The sequence below is a fragment of the Pseudomonas sp. WS 5051 genome (assembly GCF_012985715.1).
In the GTDB taxonomy this organism is placed as follows: domain Bacteria; phylum Pseudomonadota; class Gammaproteobacteria; order Pseudomonadales; family Pseudomonadaceae; genus Aquipseudomonas; species Aquipseudomonas bubulae.
In genome coordinates, this window is record NZ_JAAQWV010000010.1 from 64,451 (window position 1) to 84,394 (window position 19,944).

Genomic DNA, 19,944 nt, shown 5'->3' on the forward strand with positions numbered 1-19,944 from the left:
CTCATCATGTACACAGTACAGCTTTAATGCAGTTGCAACGTCGAGTTGAACTGGCTGATGGCATCGACCACATGCCGGGAGCCTTGCTGGATTTCCAGAATCGCTTCCCCGGCCTCATTTGCCAGCTCAACACCAAGCCCTGTGCGGCTAAGGCTCGACTGCATGCTGGTCACAGCGCTCAGCGACAGATCATGATTTCGACGCACCACTTCGACAATTTCCAGGGTGGCAGCACTGGTGCGCGCCGCAAGGCTTCTGACCTCATCGGCCACCACGGCAAAGCCGCGCCCGTGCTCCCCCGCCCGCGCTGCCTCGATCGCGGCATTGAGCGCCAGTAAATTGGTTTGATCCGCAATACCACGAATGGTCTGCACGATCTTGCCGATACTGTCCGACTGTTTGCTTACCGCATCAATGCTCTGCGCTGCTTCATTAAGGTCTTTGGAAATGGCCTCGATGATTTGCACGGTTTGCTGCACCACCTGCGAGCCCTTCTGCGCGCAGGCATCGTTTTGCACCGAAGTGCTGTGGGCCGATTCGGCGGCAGTCTGCAGGTTGGTGACCTGAGCAGTGATATCACTGGCGAATTTCACCACTTTGTACAGGCGCCCCCTGGCATCGAAGATGGGGTTATAGGAGGCCTCGAGAAACACCGTATGACCGTGTTTGTCGACCCGCTCAAATCGTCTGGAATGGTACTCGCCGCGATTGAGCGAGGCCCAGAAAGCCTTGTAGCCGGCTGACTCGGCCTCGCTTCGACGACAGAACATGCCGTGATGCTGGCCGACAATTTCGCTCAGCGAGTAATGCATGGTGTCGAGGAAGTTCTGGTTGGCATTGATTACCCGCCCATCCGGTGAAAACTCGATCACCGCCATCGACCGGCTCAGGGCGTTTACGATGCTCTGGGTTTCGTGTTCTTTATTGATTCGATCTGTGACATCCGAAGCCACCTTGATGACACGCACAACGTGCTGGTCAGCGCCGACGATGGGCATGTAGCTGGCTTCCAGCCACACCTCACGCCCCGCCTTGTCGAGCCGTGAAAAGGTGCCGCTCAAAGGTTCGCCTCGGGCCAGGTCCCGCCAGAAATTGTTGTACTCACTGGATTTAACGTAAGCCGCTTCGCAAAATAGCCGATGGTGCTTGCCCCGAATCTCGTCAGCGGAATAACCCACAACCCGACAAAAATTCTCGTTGGCATCCAGAATGGTGCCGTCAGGGGCGAACTCAATAATTGCCATGGAACGGCTGATAGCCTGCACTTTAGCGGCCATGTCATTTAATAAGCCGCTAAGACGTTGATTTTCGAGCAGATCGGCTTTGCGATGCGAATTAAACATGGCTCAATCCCTGGAGGTGCTGTCTATTGATAATTCAAAAGTTTCAAGACGCAGCCAATCAGCTGGGTATCTCACTCTTAACGTTAGAGCTGTACGCACTTCGAGGGTTTGAGCACTTATGGCTACGACCCCGTAAACATGGAGCATAGCTAGCCAAATGACGCGCGCAAGCAAATGGCCATCAACCTGCGACGGAACGCTCACGCTTTAAAAATTTACCAAATGGATGATGCAGTATTAAAAGTGACAGGGCCCCGAGGAGCGAGCCCCGGTAAATCCACTTAATGACCAAACAATCCGGTGTCAGTTTTTTTGGCTTTCTTGTCAGCGCGTTTTTCATCGGCTGTTTTAGCCGGCTTTTTCTTCGCTGCTTTCTTTGAATCCATACCTTTGGACATGTTATGCACTCCAGTAACCAGGGTTGTTCACTGAGGTATAGCACTGATCCATGGTGAACTTTCATTTAAAGTCGGTTATTTCGAAATGAATGCGTATGTGTACCCTTTAATTCCGAATACAGATCACCCACACTATTCAGATAACCCGCAGAAATCTGCCTTTTAGTTATTTATACTGCGCGCCCCTCCCCCGAGCCTGTGGACTTATGACTGCCATTATTTACGCCCCGCTTGAAGCGGCTTTATGGCCACTGATGAACAAGTTTTATCGCACACATCAATCATCGATGAAGGCGGTCAGGGAAGCGCAGTTATGGGTCGCCCGCAAAGAGGGGATTATTGCCGGTTTATGTTTGCGGCCAATGGCTCACGGCCACTGGCTGACCGGGCTTTTTGTCGCGCCAGCGCTACGCGGCCAAGGGGTGGCTGGCGATCTGGTCAGCCAGGCAATAGCTGCCGTCGATGGCCCGATCTGGTTGTTCTGCGACCCGCAGTTGCAGGGGTTTTATGAAAAGCTGGGGTTTAGCCTGGACGTGGAATTGCCCCATGCCCTGCATGAGCGGCTGGTTCGCTATCAACGCAACAAAGCGATGATAGCGATGGGCCTTACTCCTTGGTGTGCGGATCCAGATCAGGAAACAGCACCTCAATAAAACCGAACTTGCTGAAGTCCTTGATCCGTGACGGATACAGACGACCGATCAAGTGATCGCACTCATGCTGCACGACCCGCGCATGAAACCCCTCTGCAATCCGTACGATTGGCTCACCCTTGGGGGTGAAACCTTCGTAGCGGATCTTGTGGAAGCGCTCGACGGCCCCACGTAGACCCGGCACCGACAGGCAACCCTCCCAGTCCTCTTCAACTGCCGGGCTCAGCGGCGTGATCAGCGGGTTGATCAGAATGGTCTGCGGCACGGCTTCGGCATCCGGGTAACGCTCGCTGTGCTCGAAACCGAACACCACCAGTTGCAGGTCAACGCCAATCTGCGGCGCTGCCAGGCCCACGCCGCCAGCGTGTTCCATGGTCTGCAACATATCGTCGAGCAGTTGCCAGAGTTCTGGCGTGTCGAACATCTCATCCGGCACCGGTTGGGCCACACGTAATAAACGCTCATCACCCATTTTCAGGATTTCACGAATCATGGTCAGGTTTCATCAGAAGTGGATTTAAGGGAGTGGTCGCGGCCAAGGCCGGAGACATGCTGCTTTGGATCAGGGTCGGCAGACTCATCGAATGTCTTCTCGCCCGGATTTTTGCCTTCAGCCGACATATGTTCGATCACAGCATTCATTTCAGCGCCCAGCAACAGCACCGCGGCCGAAATGTAGAAGTAAAGCAACAGCACGATGATTGCACCGATACTGCCATACATGGCGTTGTAGTCCGCGAAGGTTTTGACATAAAAGGCAAACCCCAAGGAAGCCACAATCCAGACCACTACCGCCAGCACCGAGCCCGGGGTAATAAAACGGAATTTCTGCTCAACATCGGGCATCACGTAATACATCAACGCCACTGCCACCATCATCAGCAAAATAATCGCCGGCCAGCGCAGGATGGTCCACAGCGTGACCACAAAGTCTTCAAGCCCCACCTGCCCCGCCAGCCAGCTCATCACCTGCGGTCCGAGCACCATCAGTGCGGCGGCGACCAGCAGCATGCCGGCAATGCCGATCGTGTAGAAAATCGACAGCGGAAAACGTTTCCAGACAGGGCGCCCTTCAACCACGTCGTAGGCAGCATTCATTGCGCTCATCATCAGGCGCACACCCGCAGAAGCCGTCCATAGCGCAATGACGATACCTACCGAAAGCAATCCGCCCTTGGATTGCTGCAACTGGTCGATCACCGGGTTGACCTGCTCCAGCGCTTGCGGCGGCAGTACCAGTTCGGACTGCAGGCGCAACCAGGTAAAGAAGTCTGGCAGATGCAAAAAACCGATCAATGCAATCAGGAACAGAATGAAAGGGAATAACGAAAACAGCATTTGATAGGCCAGCGCCGAGGCGTAGGTCGACATTTCATCGTCGATAAATTCCTTGACCGTTCGGATCAAGACTTTGCCCAAAGGCAGGCCGTTCAAGCCTGGGAATAACATAGCGTCTCCTTTCGCCGCACCGTTAATGAGGTCAACACGCCTCCAAGCGAAGGGTTTTACCTAAAAGTAGCCCAATTGGCGACTTTGAAAATACCGGATCGCCAAACCCGTAAAAAGGCCAACCCAACATTGACCTTGTGGTCCGGCATCGAGTTTCATTTATTTTCTGCCCATCATTTCGTCGATCAGCGCAGGTTGGGCTTTATGTTTGCCCGCTAACCCCCGAGAATACGCGACGTATTCAGGCTATGGCGCTGAAGATCCGCAATTGTAGGAAGGTTATGAAACTCGATAAAAAGCTGGCTATTGCCCGCAGGAACCAGGAACTCGGCGGCGCGGTACTCGGCGTCAACAACTGCCATTTCGCCGCACTGAACACCAACAAGAACATCTGGTGGTTCGATATTCCGCTGGCGCGCCTGGCCGTCGGCCAGTACGAATGGGTGCATCTGCTCCTGCACACCCCAAGCACCGACGAACTGCTGCACCTGAAGGTAACGACTGCATTCCTGCGTGAAAAACGCGAAGGCATGGTAGTACGTGCAACGCACAAGCGTACGCCGACCATGAGCCTGGAGTTGAGTGCAGACAAGGACTCCTATCTGCAGGACGTGCGTCCTACAGGTACTGGCGTCAACTTCGCACAGTTTTTACAGAAATAAACCCAAAGGCCAAAACCTGTGGCCGACCTGTAGATACTCTGTTGCAGGTCAAGCCCTATTGTGGGAGCGAGCCTGCTCGCGAACGACCTTCGCGAGCAGGCTCGCTCCCACAGTTGCAGTGTTCCTTCGGCAGCTGCTACAACAGACCTTCACCGTATCAAAACGAAAAATCCCCGCATTGCGGGGATTTTTCGTATCCAGGCCTGTTACTTCTTGAGGCCCAGCTTTTTCAGTTCTTCGTCTCGCAACTCACGACGCAGGATCTTGCCCACGTTGGTGGTCGGCAAGCTGTCGCGGAACTCGACGAACTTGGGCGCCTTGTAAGCCGTCAGGTTGGCACGCATATGCGTCATGACCTGTTCCTTGGTCAGCGTCATACCCGGCTTGACCACGATAAACACCTTGATCAGCTCACCGGTCTTCTCGTCCGGAATACCGATTGCCGCACACTGCAATACGCCCGGCAAGGAGGCCATCACGTCTTCCAGCTCGTTGGGGTAAACATTGAAGCCCGACACCAGAATCATGTCTTTTTTGCGATCAACGATACGCATGTAGCCATCAGGCTGAATCACTGCGATATCACCGGATTTCAACCAGCCTTCGCTGTCCATGATCTCGGCGGTGGCGTCAGGACGCTCCCAGTAGCCTTTCATGACCTGCGGGCCCTTGATGCACAGCTCGCCGACTTCACCCAGCGGCAGCTCTTCGCCGGCATCGTTAATCACTTTGCACAGGGTCGAAGGCACCGGAATGCCAATGGTACCGATCTGAATGCTCTGGGCCGGGTTGACCGTGGCTACCGGACTGGTCTCGGTCATGCCATAACCTTCGCAGATCGGGCAACCGGTCACGGTCTTCCAGCGCTCGGCCACCGACAGTTGCAAGGCCATGCCACCCGAGAGCGTCACTTTGAGGGCCGAGAAATCCAGCTTGCGGAACGCCTCGCTGTTGCACAGCGCCACAAACAGGGTATTGAGGCCGACAAAACCGGTGAATTTCCACTTGGACAGCTCTTTGACCATCGCCGGTAAATCACGGGGGTTACTGATCAATACGTTGTGATTGCCCAGTAGCATCATCGCCATGCAGTGAAAGGTAAAGGCGTAGATGTGATACAGCGGCAAAGGCGTAATCAGGATTTCACAACCTTCATCGAGGTTGGAGGCCATCAATGCCTTGCACTGCAACATGTTGGCGATCAGGTTGCGATGGGTCAGCATCGCGCCCTTGGCCACACCGGTAGTGCCGCCCGTGTATTGCAGCACGGCAACATCACTGCTCACCGGGCTGGCTTCCTTGACCGGCTGGCCCTGGCCTTTGCTCAGCACGTCGTTGAACTTGACGGCCTGTGGCAAATGATAAGCAGGGACCATCTTTTTCACGTACTTGATGACGCTATTGATCAGCACCCGCTTGAAAGGCGACAGCATGTCAGCCACTTCGGTGACGATCACATACTTGACCGACGTCTGGGGCACGACTTTTTCAGCCAGATGCGCCATGTTCGCCAGGCACACCAGTGCCTTGGCACCGGAATCCTTGAACTGGTGTTCCATTTCCCGCGCGGTGTACAGCGGGTTGGTGTTGACCACAATCAAACCGGCGCGGATGGCTCCGAACACAGCAATCGGGTATTGCAACAGGTTGGGCAGCTGCACGGCGATGCGATCGCCCGGCTGCAAGTCGGTGTGCTGCTGCAACCAGGCTGCAAAAGCGCCCGACTGCTCATAGAGCTCACCGTAGGTAATGGTTTTGCCGAGGTTACTGAACGCCGGTTTATCGGCGAAACGCTGGCAAGATTCCCGCAGTACCGTCTGAATATTTGGATATTCATCTGGATTGATTTCAGCAGCAATCCCAGCTGGGTACTTATCCTTCCAAAAGCCTTCAATCATGGAAGCCCACTCCTCAGCGTCGCGAATTCTTCACCGCATCGGGTGCGGTTCTTATTTGTTTGATTTTTATAATGGACAGCTCTGACTTTCACTTACCCTGAAGTCACAAAGCGCGCCGAGAGTAGCAGCTTTGCCAAAGGCCGCCTAGAGCCAAAAACCGGGTTTAGAGTAACCAACCTGACTGTAGGACAATCCAAAGTCATCATTAGTGCAAACACTCTATTAACTAAGTAAGCCCTCTATCTCAAGCATTACAACCCCTTATCCTAGACATAAAAAAACGCTCGCGGCCTTTCGGCCAGCGAGCGTCTGTCGCCACAGTGAACGAATCAGGCGGTATCCCGTAACTCACGACGCAGGATTTTTCCAACCGGCGTCATGGGCAAGGCATCACGCAACACGATTTGCTTGGGCACCTTGTAACCGGTGAAATTGTCCTTGCAGTAAGCCGTGAGTTCCTCAACCGTCACCCCGCCTGCGCGCGGCACCACAAACAGTTTAACCGCCTCCCCCGTGCGCTCGTCGGGGACGCCGATAACCGCGCAATTGGCAACTTTGGGATGCGCCATCACGATGTCCTCGATTTCGTTGGGGTACACATTAAAGCCGGAGACAATAATCAGGTCTTTCTTGCGATCGACGATGCGGACAAAACCGTCCGGATCAATCACGGCAATATCACCGGTCTTGAACCAGCCCTCGGCATCCAGTACTTCGGCCGTGGCCTCGGGGTTTTGCCAGTAGCCCTTCATCACTTGCGGGCCTTTGACGCATAACTCGCCGCGCTCACCCAGCCCCAGATCAACCCCCTCATCGCTGATCACCTTCATGGCGGTGCCCGGCACCGGCATGCCCACCGTGCCCAGCCGTGCCAGCTGGCCGCAGGGGTTGGCGCTGGCCACCGGCGAGGTTTCCGTCAGGCCGTAACCTTCGACGATGCGGCACCCGGTGAGTTTCTCCCAGCGTTCAGCCGTCGCCTTGACCAGCGCAGTACCGCCCGAGTTGGTAATTTTGAGCCTGGAAAAATCCACGTCCTTGAAATCCGGGTGGTCCATCAGTGCAACAAACAAGGTGTTGAGCCCCAGGAAGCAGGTGAACTTCCAGTTTTTCAGTTCCTTGATAAAACCCTTGATGTCACGCGGGTTGGTGATCAGCACGTTATGGTTGCCGGTGACCATCATGCCCATGCAATTGGCCGTGAATGCATAGATATGGTACAGCGGCAGCGGGCCGATCATGATCTCGCGGCCGTCCTTGAGCATCGGCTGGCCGTCGGCGCCATGCTGGGACAGGCAGGCGCGCAACTGCTGCATATTGGCGACCAGATTGCCATGGGTGAGCATCGCACCCTTGGGCAGGCCGGTGGTGCCGCCGGTGTACTGCAGGACGGCGATATCATCCAGCGTTACCGTCAGCGGGCGGATCACCTGCCCCGCGCCCCGGCGCAAGACGCTCTTGAAGGAAATGGCCTGGGGCAACTGATAGGCAGGCACCAGTTTTTTCACCTTGTCGACCACCAGGTTGGTGATCCAGCCTTTGGCGGCCGGCATCATGTCGCCCATTCTGGCTTCGATCAGGTAGTCGATTTCGGTGTCTTGCAGCACTTCCTGTACCCGCTTGCCGAACATGTTCAGGTACACCAGCGCCCGAATCCCGGCGCTCTTGAACTGATGGCGCATCTCGCGCGAGGTGTAGAGCGGGTTGGTATTGACCACAATCAGGCCTGCACGCATGGCTCCGAACACGGCAATCGGATATTGCAGGGTGTTGGGCATTTGTACGGCAATACGGTCGCCCGGCTTGAGATCGGTGTACTCCTGCAGATAACCGGCAAACGCGGCACTGTGGCGCTCAAGCTCGGCATAGGTGATGGTCACTCCCAGATTGCTGAAGGCCGGGCGATCCGCAAACTTTTTGCAGGAGCGCTCAAACACGTCAACAACCGATTTAAAAGCCGTCATGTCGATATCCAGCGGTACACCGGCGGGACGTTTGTCATTCCAGAAATCAGGTTGCATTGTTTTTATCCTCGTACCTGAGTGTGCCTGGCCGCGTCTCGTGTCGAATGAAAAGCGGAGCTTGCGGACGTTAACAGTTATAAAGTTGTAGGCAAATACAGCGATCTTCGCCATTTACATCTTGAATCTTATTGCCGGGTAAACGCCCGTTAACTGGCCCCCTTGCAAATGCGCTATACACTGGTACGACAATAATTAAAGGAAATGCCATGACCCCTGAGACTTTCTGGCTGGAAGCGAATGACCGCAGCGGTCTTTTCGTTAACCAGTGGCTGCCGGACAGTACACCCAGGGCTGTTGTCCTGCTGGCTCATGGCATGGCTGAACACAGTGGCCGTTATACGCACCTGGGCCAGGCCCTGTGTGCTGCCGGCTTTGCCCTGTATGCCCATGATCAGCGCGGTCACGGTAAAACAGCCGAGCGCGGCACCCTGGGCTATTTTGCCGACAATGATGGCTGGTGCGCGGTGGTCAGCGACGTGGCCAGCCTGAGCCGGCATATCGGCCAGGCCCACCCTGGCATACCGGTTTTTTTGCTCGGGCACAGCATGGGCAGCTATATCGCGCAGGCGTATGTGATGCATCACAGTGCCAGCCTGCAAGGGGTGATTCTGAGTGCTTCGAATTTCCAGCCGGTGGCGCTCTATCGTGCAGCCAGCCTGATCGCCCGATTAGAGCGTTGGCGCCAGGGAGCCAAGGGCCGCAGTGCGCTGATCGAATGGTTGTCGTTCGGCTCGTTCAACAAGGCCTTCAAACCCAATCGCACGCCGTATGACTGGCTCAGCCGCGATCCGGCCCAGGTCGATGCCTACGCCAGCGACCCCCTGTGCGGCTTTCGGTGCACCAACCAACTGTGGATCGACCTGCTCGGCGGGTTGCAGCAAATCAGCAAAGCGTCCAATCTCGCTCAGATCGATCCGGGCCTGCCGCTGCTGATAATCGGCGGCGAATGTGATCCGGTGAGTGAAGGCAAGCGTCTCACTGATCTGGCCAGGGCATTGCGAAATGCCGGCAATCGTCAGTTGCAACTGAATCTGTATCCGCAAGCGCGGCATGAACTCTTCAACGAAACCAACCGCGATGAAGTCATGGCTGATGTAATTAAGTGGCTAAATCAGGCATTGAGCCACTCCCGCCCGTCGCGAAGCGAATGAGCGAAAAACAGATTTACACCTAAAAAGCTTTTAAAATCATAGCTTTAAAACCAAACACTCGTCACAGGACATGCGCTAGATGACTCAGGTTACCAACACCCCGTACGAAGCCCTCGAAGTCGGCCAGACAGCCAGCTACAGCAAAACCGTCGGAGAGCGTGACATTCAGCTTTTTGCGGCCATGTCCGGCGACCACAATCCGGTGCACCTCGACCCCGAGTTCGCCGCCGCCACCATGTTCAAGGAGCGTATTGCCCATGGCATGTTCAGTGGTGCGCTGATAAGTGCTGCCGTAGCCTGCGAGCTGCCTGGCCCGGGCACCATCTATGTCGGCCAGCAAATGAGCTTTCAGAAACCGGTGAAAATCGGTGACACCCTCACCGTGCGCCTGGAAATCCTGGAAAAACTGCCCAAGTTCCGCGTGCGTATTGCTACTCGCGTGTTCAACCAGCGCGATGAAATCGTTGTTGATGGCGAGGCCGAAATCATTGCGCCACGCAAGCAACAAACCGTGACCCTGCCGGTACTGCCTGCGATCAGCATTGGCTAAAACGCAATGTGGGAGCGGGCTCGCTCGCGATGCAAAAACTCGATCATTCTGATCAATCGAGTTTTTGCATCGCGAGCAAGCCCGCTCCCACATTTTTGGAACTACAGCCTCAAGCTAATCATGCACGGGCACGGGCCTGATTGCGCAGCGCCTTGACCTGATCGTGGTTGCGTTGCACGCCGTGGTACTGACGCTCTACCAGATCACGAATGCCGACCAAGTTGTGCTTGCTGATTTTTTCCAGCGCTTCTTTATAAGCCTTCAGCGCATGGTCTTCGCCGCGCTCGGCTTCGTTGAGCACCGCTTCTTCGTCTTTGCCGGTAAACACGGACTTCACATCCACCCAACGGCGATGCAAGTCACCGGCCACGCTGGTGCTGGTTTCCGGGTCACCACCCAGGGCTCGAACTTGAGCCTGAAGTTCGGCAGCTGCGGCAGCGCAATCGGCTGAACGCTTGGCAAACAGAGCCTTTAGCTCCGGGTGCTTGATATCTTCGGCACAGCTTTTAAACCCTTCCTGGCCGTCTTTGCTGGTTTCGATCAGATCGTTCAGGATGCTAATGGCTTCTTTATTAAGGTCAGTCATTGTTCAATTCCTTACAAGGTTGAGGATCGTGCAATAGAGGTTGCAGGGCTCGTGCCAGTTTTATAATTAAATAAAATCCTTAAATATCAATGAGTTAATAAATATCAAAAAATCTGTATCCGGTTTATATGCATGATCTGTCAATTGGCCTTCATGCAAATTGCCTGTATTTTGATTTCCACAGCTTTACCCATCTAAGGGCCGCTGCATGAACCCCGAAAAACTCGAACTGCTGGTCACTCGTGAAATGCCCTTCGGCAAATACAAGGGCCGAATCATCGCCGACCTGCCCGGCCAGTACCTCAACTGGTTCGCCCGTGAAGGTTTCCCCCACGGAGAACTGGGCGGCTTGCTGGCCCTGATGCAAGAGATTGATCATAACGGCCTGTCGGACCTGCTCGACCCGTTACGCGCCAAACACGGAAAACCCAAACCCCGCCATTGATAGAGCTGCCCCATGCCAAGGATTGAAGATAACGCCCGCGACGAACACTTCTGGCAAGCAATTGCCGAGCGCTACGACCTTGCGCCCGGCCCGATCAATCTGGAGAACGGCTACTTCGGGCGTATGACCCGCGACGTGGCACAGGACTACCAGCGTAATATCGACTTTATTAACCGCAACAACTCGGTGCCTGTGCGCCAGCACTTCGATACCACTCAGGGCCTGGAAATTCGCGACTCGCTGGCGGGGTTGCTTGGTGTAGCCCCTGCCGGCCTGGCGCTGACCTTTTGCGCGTCTGACGGCCTGCAATCATTGATCCGCAACTACAATGGCCTGCAAACGGGCGATCAATTGCTGATCAGCGACCTGGAATACCACAGCGTCGAATACGCCATGCGTGGAGTGGCACGCCAACGCGGCCTGGAAATTATCGAAATCTCCCACACGCACCCAGCCACGTTTGAAAGCCTGGTGGCCAGCTATCGCCAGGCATTTGAACGTAACCCGCGGATCAAGCTGATGGCGCTCACTCACGTTACCCATCGCACTGGCCTGGTCATGCCCGTGGAGGCCATTGTTGCGGCGGCAAAAGAGCATGGGGTTGACGTGATTCTGGACGGTGCCCATGCCCTGGGGCAGATCGAACTGGACCTGCCGGCACTGGGTGTGGCCTTTGCCGGATTCAACCTGCATAAATGGATTGGCGCGCCGCTGACCCTGGGCCTGATGTATATCGATCCCCAGCGCCTGGGCGACATTGACCCCGATATGGGCAATGAGCGCTACCCCGAGCCGGATGTGCGCAACCGCGCCGTTTATGGCACGGTCAACATCCCCGCCTGGCTAACCCTGACCAAGGTGCTGCAGGAACACCATGAGATGGGTGACGCCCGAGGCAAGGGTGCCCGACTCAACTACCTGCGCAACCTGTGGGTCAGCGAGGCGCGCAAGATCGAGGGCATTGAAGTGCTGGTCAACGATGATCCGCGCTTGTATTGCGCAATCACTTCGCTGCGCTTTACCCATGTGCAGGATCAACAACCGATGGTTGATCGCCTGCTCAAGGACTACAACCTGTTCACCGTAGCCCGCAACGGTTCGGCGTGTGGCAGTTGTATCCGGGTAACAGTGGGCTTTGCCACCACGCTGGATGACATCAACCAACTGGTGCGGGCGCTGCGCGAGCTTTCGCAAGCTCACACATAACCTTGTGGGAGCGGGTATTTTTCAGGCAAAAAAAAGGTGCGCCGACCAAGCGCACCAAAAACCGTAGAACACACAACACATTCGTAACTAAAACATCAATCCAGCAGGGCAAGCGCCTCAGCGGTGCATTCCTGGATTCGGGCCCAGTCGCCGTTCTTGATCCATTCGCTGTCCAGCATCCAGCTACCGCCCACGCACATCACGTTTTTCAAGGCCATGTAGTTGCGGATATTGGCCGGACCAACACCGCCGGTCGGGCAGAATTTCACTTCGCCAAAAGGACCGCCCAGGGCCTTGATCGCCGCTACACCGCCGCTGACTTCTGCAGGGAACAGTTTGAAACGGCGGTAACCCAAGCCATAGCCTTCCATGATCCCGGAAGCATTGCTGATGCCCGGCAGCAGCGGAATGTCGCTGGCAACACTGGCCTCGAGCAAGTCACGGGTAATGCCCGGCGTAACAATAAATTGCGAACCGGCGTCTTCCGCCGCCGCCAGCATATGGCGATCCAGTACGGTACCCGCACCTGTCACCAGCTCAGGGCGCTGGTCACGCAGGATACGAATGGCCTTGAGGCCGAACGCCGAACGCAGGGTCACTTCCAGCGCCGTCAGACCACCGGCCGCCAGCGCATCCGCCAAAGGCAGGATGTCTTGTTCGCGGGCAATGGTAATCACCGGCAGAATTCGTGCTCGCTCACACAGGCTGTCGATCAGGGCGACTTTATCCGCCATCGATACGTTCGCAATTGTTGTTGTCATGGCAGCTGATCCTTGGCTCATGGGCACCAGTAAATCTCTAACGTAGGTTGCAGGAAGGCACGAATCGGCAAGGCGGCAACATCTGTGCCCCCCAGCGCTTCGTTGAGGGTGTTCAATTTGGACTGGCCCTGGATCGACAGCACCTTGTGCTTCGCGCTCGCCAACAGGCTGCGACTCATGCTCAGACGCTGGTGCGGCACCGTTGGCGCCAGCATCGCCCAGCAACGACGCGGGTTGTCCAGTTGCAGGGCTTCACTCAGATTCGGGCTATTGGGGAACAGCGACGCGGTATGCCCGTCATCGCCCATACCCAGGATCAGCACATCGATCGGCGGCAACTCGGCCAGCCCCTGATCGGCCTCCAGCGCAGCCTTTTCTACCGTGGCTGCAGCGTTATACAAGCCGACAAAACGGGCTTTGGCCGCCGGGCCTTGGAGCAGATGCTTTTTAAGCAGGCCCGCGTTGCTGTCGGCATGCTCGACCGGCACCCAGCGTTCATCCGCCAGGCTGACAACCACTTTCGACCAATCGACCGGCTGCTTGATCAAGCTTTGGAAAAACGCCACCGGGCTGCGGCCGCCGGACACCACCAGAGTGGCAACGCCCTGCTCGGCGATAGCCTGGTTCAATTGCCCGGCAACTTTTGTTGCCAGCCCTTCGGCCAACAACGCCGGGTTCTTGAAGGTGTGCGAGCTCACACCTTCAGGCAGTTTCAAATCAGATATCGCCATACCAAGACCTCCCGTCCCGCGTAATCAGTGCAATGGAACTCATCGGCCCCCAGGACCCCGCCGCGTAAGGCTTGGGCGCATCACCGGACTTTTTCCAGCCGGCGATCAACTGGTCGCACCATTTCCATGCCGCTTCAATTTCATCTTTGCGTACAAACAGGTTCTGGTTGCCGCGCATGACTTCGAGCAACAGGCGCTCGTAAGCATCCGGAATCCGTGTGCTGCGATAAGTGTCAGAAAAATTCAATTGCAACGGGCCGCTGCGCAGTTGCATGCCTTTATCCAGGCCCTGGTCCTTGGTCATTACCCGCAAGGAAATACCTTCGTCCGGTTGCAGGCGAATAATCAGCTTGTTGCCGATTTGCAGGCGCTGCTCGGGAGCAAAGATGTAGTGCGACGGCTCCTTGAAGTGGATAACGATTTGCGAGAGCTTTTGTGGCATGCGCTTGCCGGTGCGCAGGTAGAACGGCACCCCTGCCCAACGCCAGTTACGAATATCGGCGCGCAGTGCCACAAAGGTCTCGGTGTCACTCTGGGTGTTGGAGTTTTCTTCCTCCAGATAACCCGGCACCGACTGACCTTCGCTGTAACCGGCAATGTACTGGCCGCGTACCACCTGGGTGGTCAGGCCTTCGGCGCTGATCGGGGCCAGGGCCTTGAGCACTTTGACCTTTTCGTCGCGAATGCTGTCGGCCGACAGGTCCGCAGGCGGGTCCATGGCAATCAGGCACAGCAACTGCAGCAGGTGGTTCTGGATCATGTCGCGCAGTTGGCCAGCCTTGTCGAAATAGCCCCAGCGGCCCTCGATGCCGACTTTCTCGGCCACGGTGATTTCAACGTGGGAGATGTAGCGCTGGTTCCATTGGGTCTCGAACAGGCTGTTGGCAAAACGCAGCGCAATCAGGTTTTGTACGGTCTCTTTGCCCAGGTAGTGGTCGATGCGGTAAGTGCGGTTCTCGGGGAAGAACTGCGCCACGGAATCGTTGACCTTGCGCGAAGACTCAAGATCCGAACCGATGGGCTTTTCCAGCACCACACGGGTGTTTTCAGCCAGGCCGACCGCGGACAGGTTCTCGCAAATGGCACCGTACACAGCCGCCGGAGTGGCGAAGTAAGCGATCAGGCGCTGCTCTGTGCCGGCCATTTCAGCCAGCGCCAGGTAATCTTCAGTCTTGAAAAAATCCACATGCAGGTAGCTCAAGCGAGCCAGGAAGCGGTTCAATGCTTCGACTTCGATTTCCTTCTCGCCCAGATACTGGCGCAACTGGCTGTCGATATGCGCCAGGTGCGTGGAAGCCTCGCCCGGCTCTCGGGCCAGCGCGAGAATGCGTGTGTCGGCATGCAGCAGACCGGCACGATCCAGTTGGTACAAGGCAGGAAACAGCTTGCGCAGGGCCAGATCGCCAAGGGCGCCGAACAAGGCAAAGGTGCACGGTTCAACCGTAATCGAAGGCATGATGTTTGTTCTTTTATCAAGTTAAGCTACAAATACCTTTTTTCAAGGTATCACTCAAGGAAAAATGTAGTAATAAACACAACATTTTCTCAAAATACAGATTCCTGCTAGTGGTCGTCACAGGCCACCAGTAGGATAGGCCACCTTCCAGAACCGCTTTAGTCCGGTTCTTGCATCGCTGACCCAAGGACCATAAATGGACCGCGTGCGAAATTTACTCGAACAGATCAAGGGCCGCCTCGAAGACCTGAACAAGGCCGAGCGCAAAGTGGCCGAAATCATTTTGCAGAACCCGCAGCAGGCGACCCGATTCAGCATCGCCGCCCTGGCGCAGGCAGCTTCTGTCAGCGAACCCACGGTTAACCGTTTCTGCCGTTCATTTGGTGTCAGCGGCTACCCCGAGTTAAAGCTGCAACTGGCACAAAGCCTGGCCAGCGGCGCAGCTTACGTGAGCCGCGCGGTAGAGGCAGACGATAATCCGGCCGCGTATACACAAAAAATCTTCGGCAGCGCCATCGCCTCGCTGGACAGTGCCTGCCAGGCACTGGACCCCAACCTTATCAGCCGCGCCGTCGACTTGCTGATCCAGGCCCGGCAGATCCACTTTTTTGGCTTGGGCGCTTCTGCACCGGTGGCACTGGATGCGCAACACAAGTTCTTCCGCTTCAACCTGGCCGTCACCGCCCACGCCGACGTGCTGATGCAGCGCATGATCGCCTCGGTGGCGCACACGGGTGAATTGTTCGTGATTATTTCCTACACCGGTCGCACCCGTGAACTGGTGGAAGTGGCTCGCATTGCGCGCGCCAACGGTGCCTCGGTACTGGGGCTAACTGCGGAAAACTCGCCACTGGCCAAGGCCAGCACCCTGAGCCTGAACATCCCGCTGCCCGAAGACACCGACATCTATATGCCGATGACCTCGCGCATCATCCAGCTGACCGTACTGGATGTACTGGCAACCGGCATGACCCTGCGCCGCGGCGTGGACTTCCAGCCACACCTGCGCAAAATCAAGGAAAGCCTCAACGCCAGCCGCTATCCGGTGGGCGATGAGTTCAACTAGGCAAGCGCTTGGTAATGCCCCATCAGACGCTGCAAAGCCCCGCCCTCGCCTGCAAGCTCAAATGAGCCTGCTCGCCCGGGGCAAGGGCCTGGTTATGGGTACCGCCACTCGTGGACTCCACACACACAAAGCCCATCACTTCGTTCCAGCTCACCCCCAGCAACGGCCGCTTGCCGGGATGCCAGACCACCGTGCTGCCCTGATCACCCGTGTCGATGCTCAAAGCCCGTTGCCAGGCATGGTCATTGAGCTGCATTTCGCCGTCATGCTGGAACACCCGCTGACAACCACCTCCCACCCGTAACTCGCCTTTCTGCTGGCATACCTCACGGTTCAACTGGTCGTAGCCGTGCGCTCCGTCCAGACCGGACAGCGCTACCTCAGCAACATCACCAATTCGCCAGTAAGCGCGCAACGCCTGGCTCACCTGGCAAGGCTCGTCGTCCTGATGTTCGGTGCTCAGGCGCAGCTCCATTTCTTCGCCCAATCGCGCATGCAAATCCACCTGCCAATCGCACAGCTGCAAGCGCCAGTGCAAGGTCACCCCTTCTTCGTCGCTGCTGCTGTCGAGCAGCTTCCAGTCGATCAGCCGCGCCCAGCCATGGGATGGCCAGGCGTTTTCACTGGGGTGACGGCCATACCAGGGCCAGAAGATCGGTACCCCACCACGTATCGCACCCACTTGCGGCCACTTGGCAGCGCACCACAGCCAGGGTTTTTGCCCGGTCGGCTGGAAGTGCAGCAACTGCGCGCCCTGACGGCTGAACACCGCCTGGCAATGCGGATGATCGATCACCAGTACGTCGCGCTGCTGAAAGCGCTCCCACTGGAAAACCGGCTGCTCGCGTCTGGATTTGAAAAAACGGTGAAGCGGATGCTCATGCATGTGCCGCAGTCCTGAAAATCATGCGCCGGGGGGTGCAGCCCCGAAAAAAAGCGGATAGCCAAGGCTATCCGCTGGAAAAACAAGGAGCTTAGCGCATTTAGAACGTCGACTGAATTTTCAGTCCGGCCACCAATGCGTTGTCTACCTGGTCCACACCACCCGGGTGAGTGATGTACTGCAGGTTTGGACGCACCGTCAGCCAGTTGGTCACGTGGAAGCCGTAGTTGAGTTCGTAGTTGTACTCGGTATTGCGCAGCGGCGTGTACAAGGGGTCGCTGTAGTCGGTGGCACCGATGGACGCATTGATCAGCTCGGCGCTTTTCTTCACGTCATCGTTGACATGAATACGGGCGGCGCCAATGCCGATGTCATCCTTGGGCCGGGCATCGAACGGCCCTTTGTACACAAACATCAGCGACTGATAGTTGTCGACGATGTTGGTCTGCTTGTCATGGAAAGTGGCGTTGGCCGCGATATGCAGGCCGCGCGAAGCGTCACCGTTGTGGCTAGTGAGCTGCTGCTGCACGACAAACCAGTAGCCGTGTTTGCTGTCACGTACGCGATAGTCCTGACCATCATTGGTGATATTGACCTTCACGTCATCGGCAGGCGCCGTGCTCTTGTAGTAACCCACACGGTATTCGCCCGGCAGGTCGTTGACCTTGGGCGACCACACCAACTCAACCGGCAACACAGTGCCCTTGGTACCGCTGCCGCTGAGCTTGAAGCCGTTGCCGTGCTCCAGTTGCGACGGGTTCTGGTTGTACGCACCGATTTGCGCGTACAACTCAGGCGTGATGTTGTACTTCACGCGCAGCGCCGCCTGGCTGACCGGCCAGTTGTACCAGAGGTTGGTGGCCCAGTTACCCACCTGCGAGCCACAGAACGCCAGGTTCTGGAATTCGCACGGGAAGGTGTTGAAGTCCTCGCCTTCACCGAAATAACCGGCCTTGACGTCCAGCTTGCCATCGAGGAACTGGTGCTGGATCCACAATTGGGTCAGACGCACCATATGGCCACGGCCATAGACTTCCTGGGAGGAACTCAAGGTCCCTGCACGCGGATCACCGACACGGTCATTGGAGATATTCTGACCATTACGGTTGGTCAGCTGGATCTTCGCCTGGGTGTTGTCCCAGCCCCACAGCTTTTGCAGGTCCAGCGCCACACCCAGACCAAACTGGTCGCTGTAGCGTGCGGTCTTGTCGTCGTTGTAGCCACCGTGCAGGTTGGCGCCCACTTCACCGACATAATCGGCCTTGATGTCGATACCCTGCTCGATCAGTCTGGTGCGCTCGCCGCCCCAGTCGCCCGTCATCCATTTCGAATCGGCACTGAAGGCTTCGTCGGCGTAGACACTGCTTGCACCCAGACCTAGCGCGACAATTGCCGATAGCTGGCAGGCCAGACGGGTGCGGGTCATTCTGTTAGTCATCCCTTTAATCCTCGTTGTCTTCTTATTGGCTTTGTTTAACGCGGCACAACTGCAAGGAGGCCCGGTAACAGGCTCCCTGTTGACTTAACGACCCTTGAATTGCGCCACGTTATCAGCCCGGCCTTGAGCCTGAGGCGAACTCATCGCCCCCAGACGCTCCCCCGTATTCGCATCAAACAGTAGCACTTTGGCAGGATCGAACTGCAAATTGAGGCTCTGACCGACCGCAGGGGCATCATCCGGAGCCATGCGGCAGCACACTTTGATGCCGTTGAGGCTGACAAAAACCAGGGTATCGGGGCCGGTGGGTTCGACAACCTGCACCTCGGCGCGAATAACCGGCAGGCCATTGGGTTCGGCTGGCGCCAGCACAATTTGCTCGGCGCGGATGCCCACGATCACATCGCGGTCTTCCAGCCCGGCGTCCTGCATGCCCAGCGGCAGCTCGCAACGCGCCTGGCCGCTGTCGAGCAAGGCCAGCAAGCGCCCGTCGCGACGCTGCAAACGCAGGGGGATAAAGTTCATCGGTGGCGAGCCAATAAAACTGGCGACAAACAGGTTGGCCGGGTCGTTGTAGATCTGTTTCGGCGTACCGAACTGCTGAATGATGCCGTCTTTCATCACCGCCACTTTGTCGCCCAGGGTCATGGCTTCGATCTGGTCGTGGGTAACGTAGACGGTGGTGGTTTTCAGGCGCTGGTGCATCAGCTTCATTTCGGTGCGCATCTCGACCCGCAGCTTGGCATCGAGGTTGGACAGCGGCTCGTCGAACAGGTAGATCTTCGGCCGCCGCGCCAGCGCCCGGCCCATGGCCACGCGCTGCTGCTGGCCACCGGACAGCTGGCCGGGCTTGCGCGTCAGCAGGTGCTCGATCTGCAGCAGTTTGGACACCCGCGCCACTTCTTCGTCAATGGCTGCCGCACTCATCTTGCGGATCTTCAGGCCGAAGGCAATGTTGTCGCGGACATTCATGGTCGGGTACAGCGCGTAGGACTGAAACACCATGGCGATGTCACGGTCCTTGGGGCTCATGCCGCTGATATCGGCATCGTCCACCAGAATCGCCCCGCCACTGATGCTCTCAAGACCGGCGATGCAGTTCATCAGGGTTGATTTGCCGCAGCCCGAAGGGCCCACCAGAATCAGGAACTCGCCGTCATCGATTTTCAGCTCGATGTTTTTCAGCGTGTCGGGCAAACCCTTGCCGTAGGATTTATTTACGTTGCGTAATTCTAGAGTCGCCATGC

The 19,944-nt window shown here is 56.7% G+C and carries 19 protein-coding genes; 7 read left to right on the forward strand and 12 right to left on the reverse strand.

Annotation, left to right across the window (positions count from 1 at the left end; all coding sequences use genetic code 11):
• Positions 1-23: 23 nt before the first annotated feature.
• A complete protein-coding gene (locus HBN79_RS16745; protein ID WP_095003259.1) occupies positions 24-1,343 on the reverse strand; it encodes a PAS domain-containing methyl-accepting chemotaxis protein in 1,320 nt (439 codons plus the stop codon).
• 604 nt (positions 1,344-1,947) lie between these two features.
• On the opposite strand from HBN79_RS16745, the gene HBN79_RS16750 reads away from it, so the two are divergent.
• Positions 1,948-2,394 (forward strand): GNAT family N-acetyltransferase, encoded by a 447-nt coding sequence (locus HBN79_RS16750; protein ID WP_095003260.1) that lies wholly within the window; start codon positions 1,948-1,950, stop codon positions 2,392-2,394.
• Here the strand turns inward: HBN79_RS16750 and def are convergent.
• Both def and HBN79_RS16760 read right to left on the reverse strand, forming a co-directional pair.
• A complete protein-coding gene (def, locus tag HBN79_RS16755; protein ID WP_169916915.1) occupies positions 2,348-2,887 on the reverse strand; it encodes a peptide deformylase in 540 nt (179 codons plus the stop codon). The two genes, HBN79_RS16750 and def, sit on opposite strands and share 47 nt — an antisense overlap.
• Before the next feature lie 2 nt (positions 2,888-2,889).
• Entirely contained in the window at positions 2,890-3,843 is a 954-nt protein-coding gene (locus HBN79_RS16760; protein ID WP_095003262.1) for a YihY/virulence factor BrkB family protein, read from the reverse strand.
• Positions 3,844-4,124: 281 nt separating this feature from the next.
• On the opposite strand from HBN79_RS16760, the gene HBN79_RS16765 reads away from it, so the two are divergent.
• A complete protein-coding gene (locus HBN79_RS16765) occupies positions 4,125-4,505 on the forward strand; it encodes a hypothetical protein (protein ID WP_016782092.1) in 381 nt (126 codons plus the stop codon).
• A gap of 206 nt (positions 4,506-4,711) precedes the next feature.
• On the opposite strand, the gene fadD1 is transcribed toward HBN79_RS16765, so the two are convergent.
• Both fadD1 and fadD2 read right to left on the reverse strand, forming a co-directional pair.
• The gene (gene fadD1, locus HBN79_RS16770; protein ID WP_095003263.1) at positions 4,712-6,403 is read right to left on the reverse strand and encodes a long-chain-fatty-acid--CoA ligase FadD1; all 1,692 of its coding nucleotides are present in this window, start codon (positions 6,401-6,403) and stop codon (positions 4,712-4,714) included.
• A gap of 329 nt (positions 6,404-6,732) precedes the next feature.
• The gene (gene fadD2 / locus HBN79_RS16775) at positions 6,733-8,421 is read right to left on the reverse strand and encodes a long-chain-fatty-acid--CoA ligase FadD2 (protein ID WP_095032563.1); all 1,689 of its coding nucleotides are present in this window, start codon (positions 8,419-8,421) and stop codon (positions 6,733-6,735) included.
• A gap of 209 nt (positions 8,422-8,630) precedes the next feature.
• Here fadD2 and HBN79_RS16780 point away from each other — a divergent pair, with 209 nt between their 5' ends.
• On the forward strand, positions 8,631-9,575 hold the full coding sequence (locus HBN79_RS16780) for an alpha/beta hydrolase (RefSeq protein WP_095025547.1): 945 nt from the start codon (positions 8,631-8,633) through the stop codon (positions 9,573-9,575).
• A gap of 79 nt (positions 9,576-9,654) precedes the next feature.
• Positions 9,655-10,125 carry a MaoC family dehydratase gene (locus HBN79_RS16785; RefSeq protein WP_019829146.1) on the forward strand — a complete coding sequence of 157 codons (471 nt, stop codon included), beginning with the start codon at positions 9,655-9,657 and terminating at the stop codon, positions 10,123-10,125.
• 118 nt (positions 10,126-10,243) lie between these two features.
• On the opposite strand, the gene HBN79_RS16790 is transcribed toward HBN79_RS16785, so the two are convergent.
• Positions 10,244-10,711 carry a PA2169 family four-helix-bundle protein gene (locus HBN79_RS16790; protein WP_095003266.1) on the reverse strand — a complete coding sequence of 156 codons (468 nt, stop codon included), beginning with the start codon at positions 10,709-10,711 and terminating at the stop codon, positions 10,244-10,246.
• Positions 10,712-10,919: 208 nt separating this feature from the next.
• On the opposite strand from HBN79_RS16790, the gene HBN79_RS16795 reads away from it, so the two are divergent.
• The gene (locus HBN79_RS16795) at positions 10,920-11,156 is read left to right on the forward strand and encodes a DUF3820 family protein (RefSeq protein ID WP_019693207.1); all 237 of its coding nucleotides are present in this window, start codon (positions 10,920-10,922) and stop codon (positions 11,154-11,156) included.
• A 12-nt stretch (positions 11,157-11,168) separates the two neighbouring features.
• Positions 11,169-12,362 (forward strand): aminotransferase class V-fold PLP-dependent enzyme, encoded by a 1,194-nt coding sequence (locus HBN79_RS16800; RefSeq protein ID WP_095019696.1) that lies wholly within the window; start codon positions 11,169-11,171, stop codon positions 12,360-12,362.
• Between the two features lie 95 nt (positions 12,363-12,457).
• Here HBN79_RS16800 and HBN79_RS16805 read toward each other — a convergent pair whose 3' ends face one another.
• The 3 genes from HBN79_RS16805 to zwf are packed head-to-tail and all read right to left on the reverse strand — an operon-like array spanning position 12,458 to position 15,310.
• On the reverse strand, positions 12,458-13,144 hold the full coding sequence (locus tag HBN79_RS16805) for a bifunctional 4-hydroxy-2-oxoglutarate aldolase/2-dehydro-3-deoxy-phosphogluconate aldolase (protein ID WP_169916916.1): 687 nt from the start codon (positions 13,142-13,144) through the stop codon (positions 12,458-12,460).
• Entirely contained in the window at positions 13,141-13,854 is a 714-nt protein-coding gene (pgl, locus tag HBN79_RS16810) for a 6-phosphogluconolactonase (protein WP_095019695.1), read from the reverse strand. The genes HBN79_RS16805 and pgl overlap by 4 nt, the downstream gene beginning before the upstream one ends.
• Positions 13,841-15,310 (reverse strand): glucose-6-phosphate dehydrogenase, encoded by a 1,470-nt coding sequence (gene zwf / locus HBN79_RS16815; protein WP_095003270.1) that lies wholly within the window; start codon positions 15,308-15,310, stop codon positions 13,841-13,843. The genes pgl and zwf overlap by 14 nt, the downstream gene beginning before the upstream one ends.
• 205 nt (positions 15,311-15,515) lie before the next feature.
• Between zwf and HBN79_RS16820 the strand changes: the two genes are divergently transcribed.
• Positions 15,516-16,376: a MurR/RpiR family transcriptional regulator gene (locus HBN79_RS16820; protein ID WP_169845242.1), complete on the forward strand. Its 861-nt coding sequence runs from the start codon at positions 15,516-15,518 to the stop codon at positions 16,374-16,376.
• Positions 16,377-16,398: 22 nt separating this feature from the next.
• Here the strand turns inward: HBN79_RS16820 and HBN79_RS16825 are convergent, their stop codons facing one another.
• From HBN79_RS16825 to HBN79_RS16835, 3 genes are all read right to left on the reverse strand, one after another.
• Positions 16,399-17,262: a D-hexose-6-phosphate mutarotase gene (locus tag HBN79_RS16825; RefSeq protein WP_095003271.1), complete on the reverse strand. Its 864-nt coding sequence runs from the start codon at positions 17,260-17,262 to the stop codon at positions 16,399-16,401.
• A gap of 97 nt (positions 17,263-17,359) precedes the next feature.
• Positions 17,360-18,697, reverse strand: coding sequence for a carbohydrate porin (locus HBN79_RS16830; RefSeq protein WP_095003272.1), 1,338 nt, complete (start codon positions 18,695-18,697; stop codon positions 17,360-17,362).
• Positions 18,698-18,781: 84 nt separating this feature from the next.
• Entirely contained in the window at positions 18,782-19,942 is a 1,161-nt protein-coding gene (locus tag HBN79_RS16835) for an ABC transporter ATP-binding protein (protein WP_095003273.1), read from the reverse strand.
• Positions 19,943-19,944: the final 2 nt, after the last annotated feature.

Coding starts and splice junctions, on each gene's coding strand:
- HBN79_RS16745 (WP_095003259.1), bottom strand. CDS start 1,343: ATGTTTAATTCGCATCGCAAAGCCGATCTGCTCGAAAATCAACGTCTT.
- HBN79_RS16750 (WP_095003260.1), top strand. CDS start 1,948: ATGACTGCCATTATTTACGCCCCGCTTGAAGCGGCTTTATGGCCACTG.
- def (WP_169916915.1), bottom strand. CDS start 2,887: ATGATTCGTGAAATCCTGAAAATGGGTGATGAGCGTTTATTACGTGTG.
- HBN79_RS16760 (WP_095003262.1), bottom strand. CDS start 3,843: ATGTTATTCCCAGGCTTGAACGGCCTGCCTTTGGGCAAAGTCTTGATC.
- HBN79_RS16765 (WP_016782092.1), top strand. CDS start 4,125: ATGAAACTCGATAAAAAGCTGGCTATTGCCCGCAGGAACCAGGAACTC.
- fadD1 (WP_095003263.1), bottom strand. CDS start 6,403: ATGATTGAAGGCTTTTGGAAGGATAAGTACCCAGCTGGGATTGCTGCT.
- fadD2 (WP_095032563.1), bottom strand. CDS start 8,421: ATGCAACCTGATTTCTGGAATGACAAACGTCCCGCCGGTGTACCGCTG.
- HBN79_RS16780 (WP_095025547.1), top strand. CDS start 8,631: ATGACCCCTGAGACTTTCTGGCTGGAAGCGAATGACCGCAGCGGTCTT.
- HBN79_RS16785 (WP_019829146.1), top strand. CDS start 9,655: ATGACTCAGGTTACCAACACCCCGTACGAAGCCCTCGAAGTCGGCCAG.
- HBN79_RS16790 (WP_095003266.1), bottom strand. CDS start 10,711: ATGACTGACCTTAATAAAGAAGCCATTAGCATCCTGAACGATCTGATC.
- HBN79_RS16795 (WP_019693207.1), top strand. CDS start 10,920: ATGAACCCCGAAAAACTCGAACTGCTGGTCACTCGTGAAATGCCCTTC.
- HBN79_RS16800 (WP_095019696.1), top strand. CDS start 11,169: ATGCCAAGGATTGAAGATAACGCCCGCGACGAACACTTCTGGCAAGCA.
- HBN79_RS16805 (WP_169916916.1), bottom strand. CDS start 13,144: ATGAGCCAAGGATCAGCTGCCATGACAACAACAATTGCGAACGTATCG.
- pgl (WP_095019695.1), bottom strand. CDS start 13,854: ATGGCGATATCTGATTTGAAACTGCCTGAAGGTGTGAGCTCGCACACC.
- zwf (WP_095003270.1), bottom strand. CDS start 15,310: ATGCCTTCGATTACGGTTGAACCGTGCACCTTTGCCTTGTTCGGCGCC.
- HBN79_RS16825 (WP_095003271.1), bottom strand. CDS start 17,262: ATGCATGAGCATCCGCTTCACCGTTTTTTCAAATCCAGACGCGAGCAG.
- HBN79_RS16830 (WP_095003272.1), bottom strand. CDS start 18,697: ATGACTAACAGAATGACCCGCACCCGTCTGGCCTGCCAGCTATCGGCA.
- HBN79_RS16835 (WP_095003273.1), bottom strand. CDS start 19,942: ATGGCGACTCTAGAATTACGCAACGTAAATAAATCCTACGGCAAGGGT.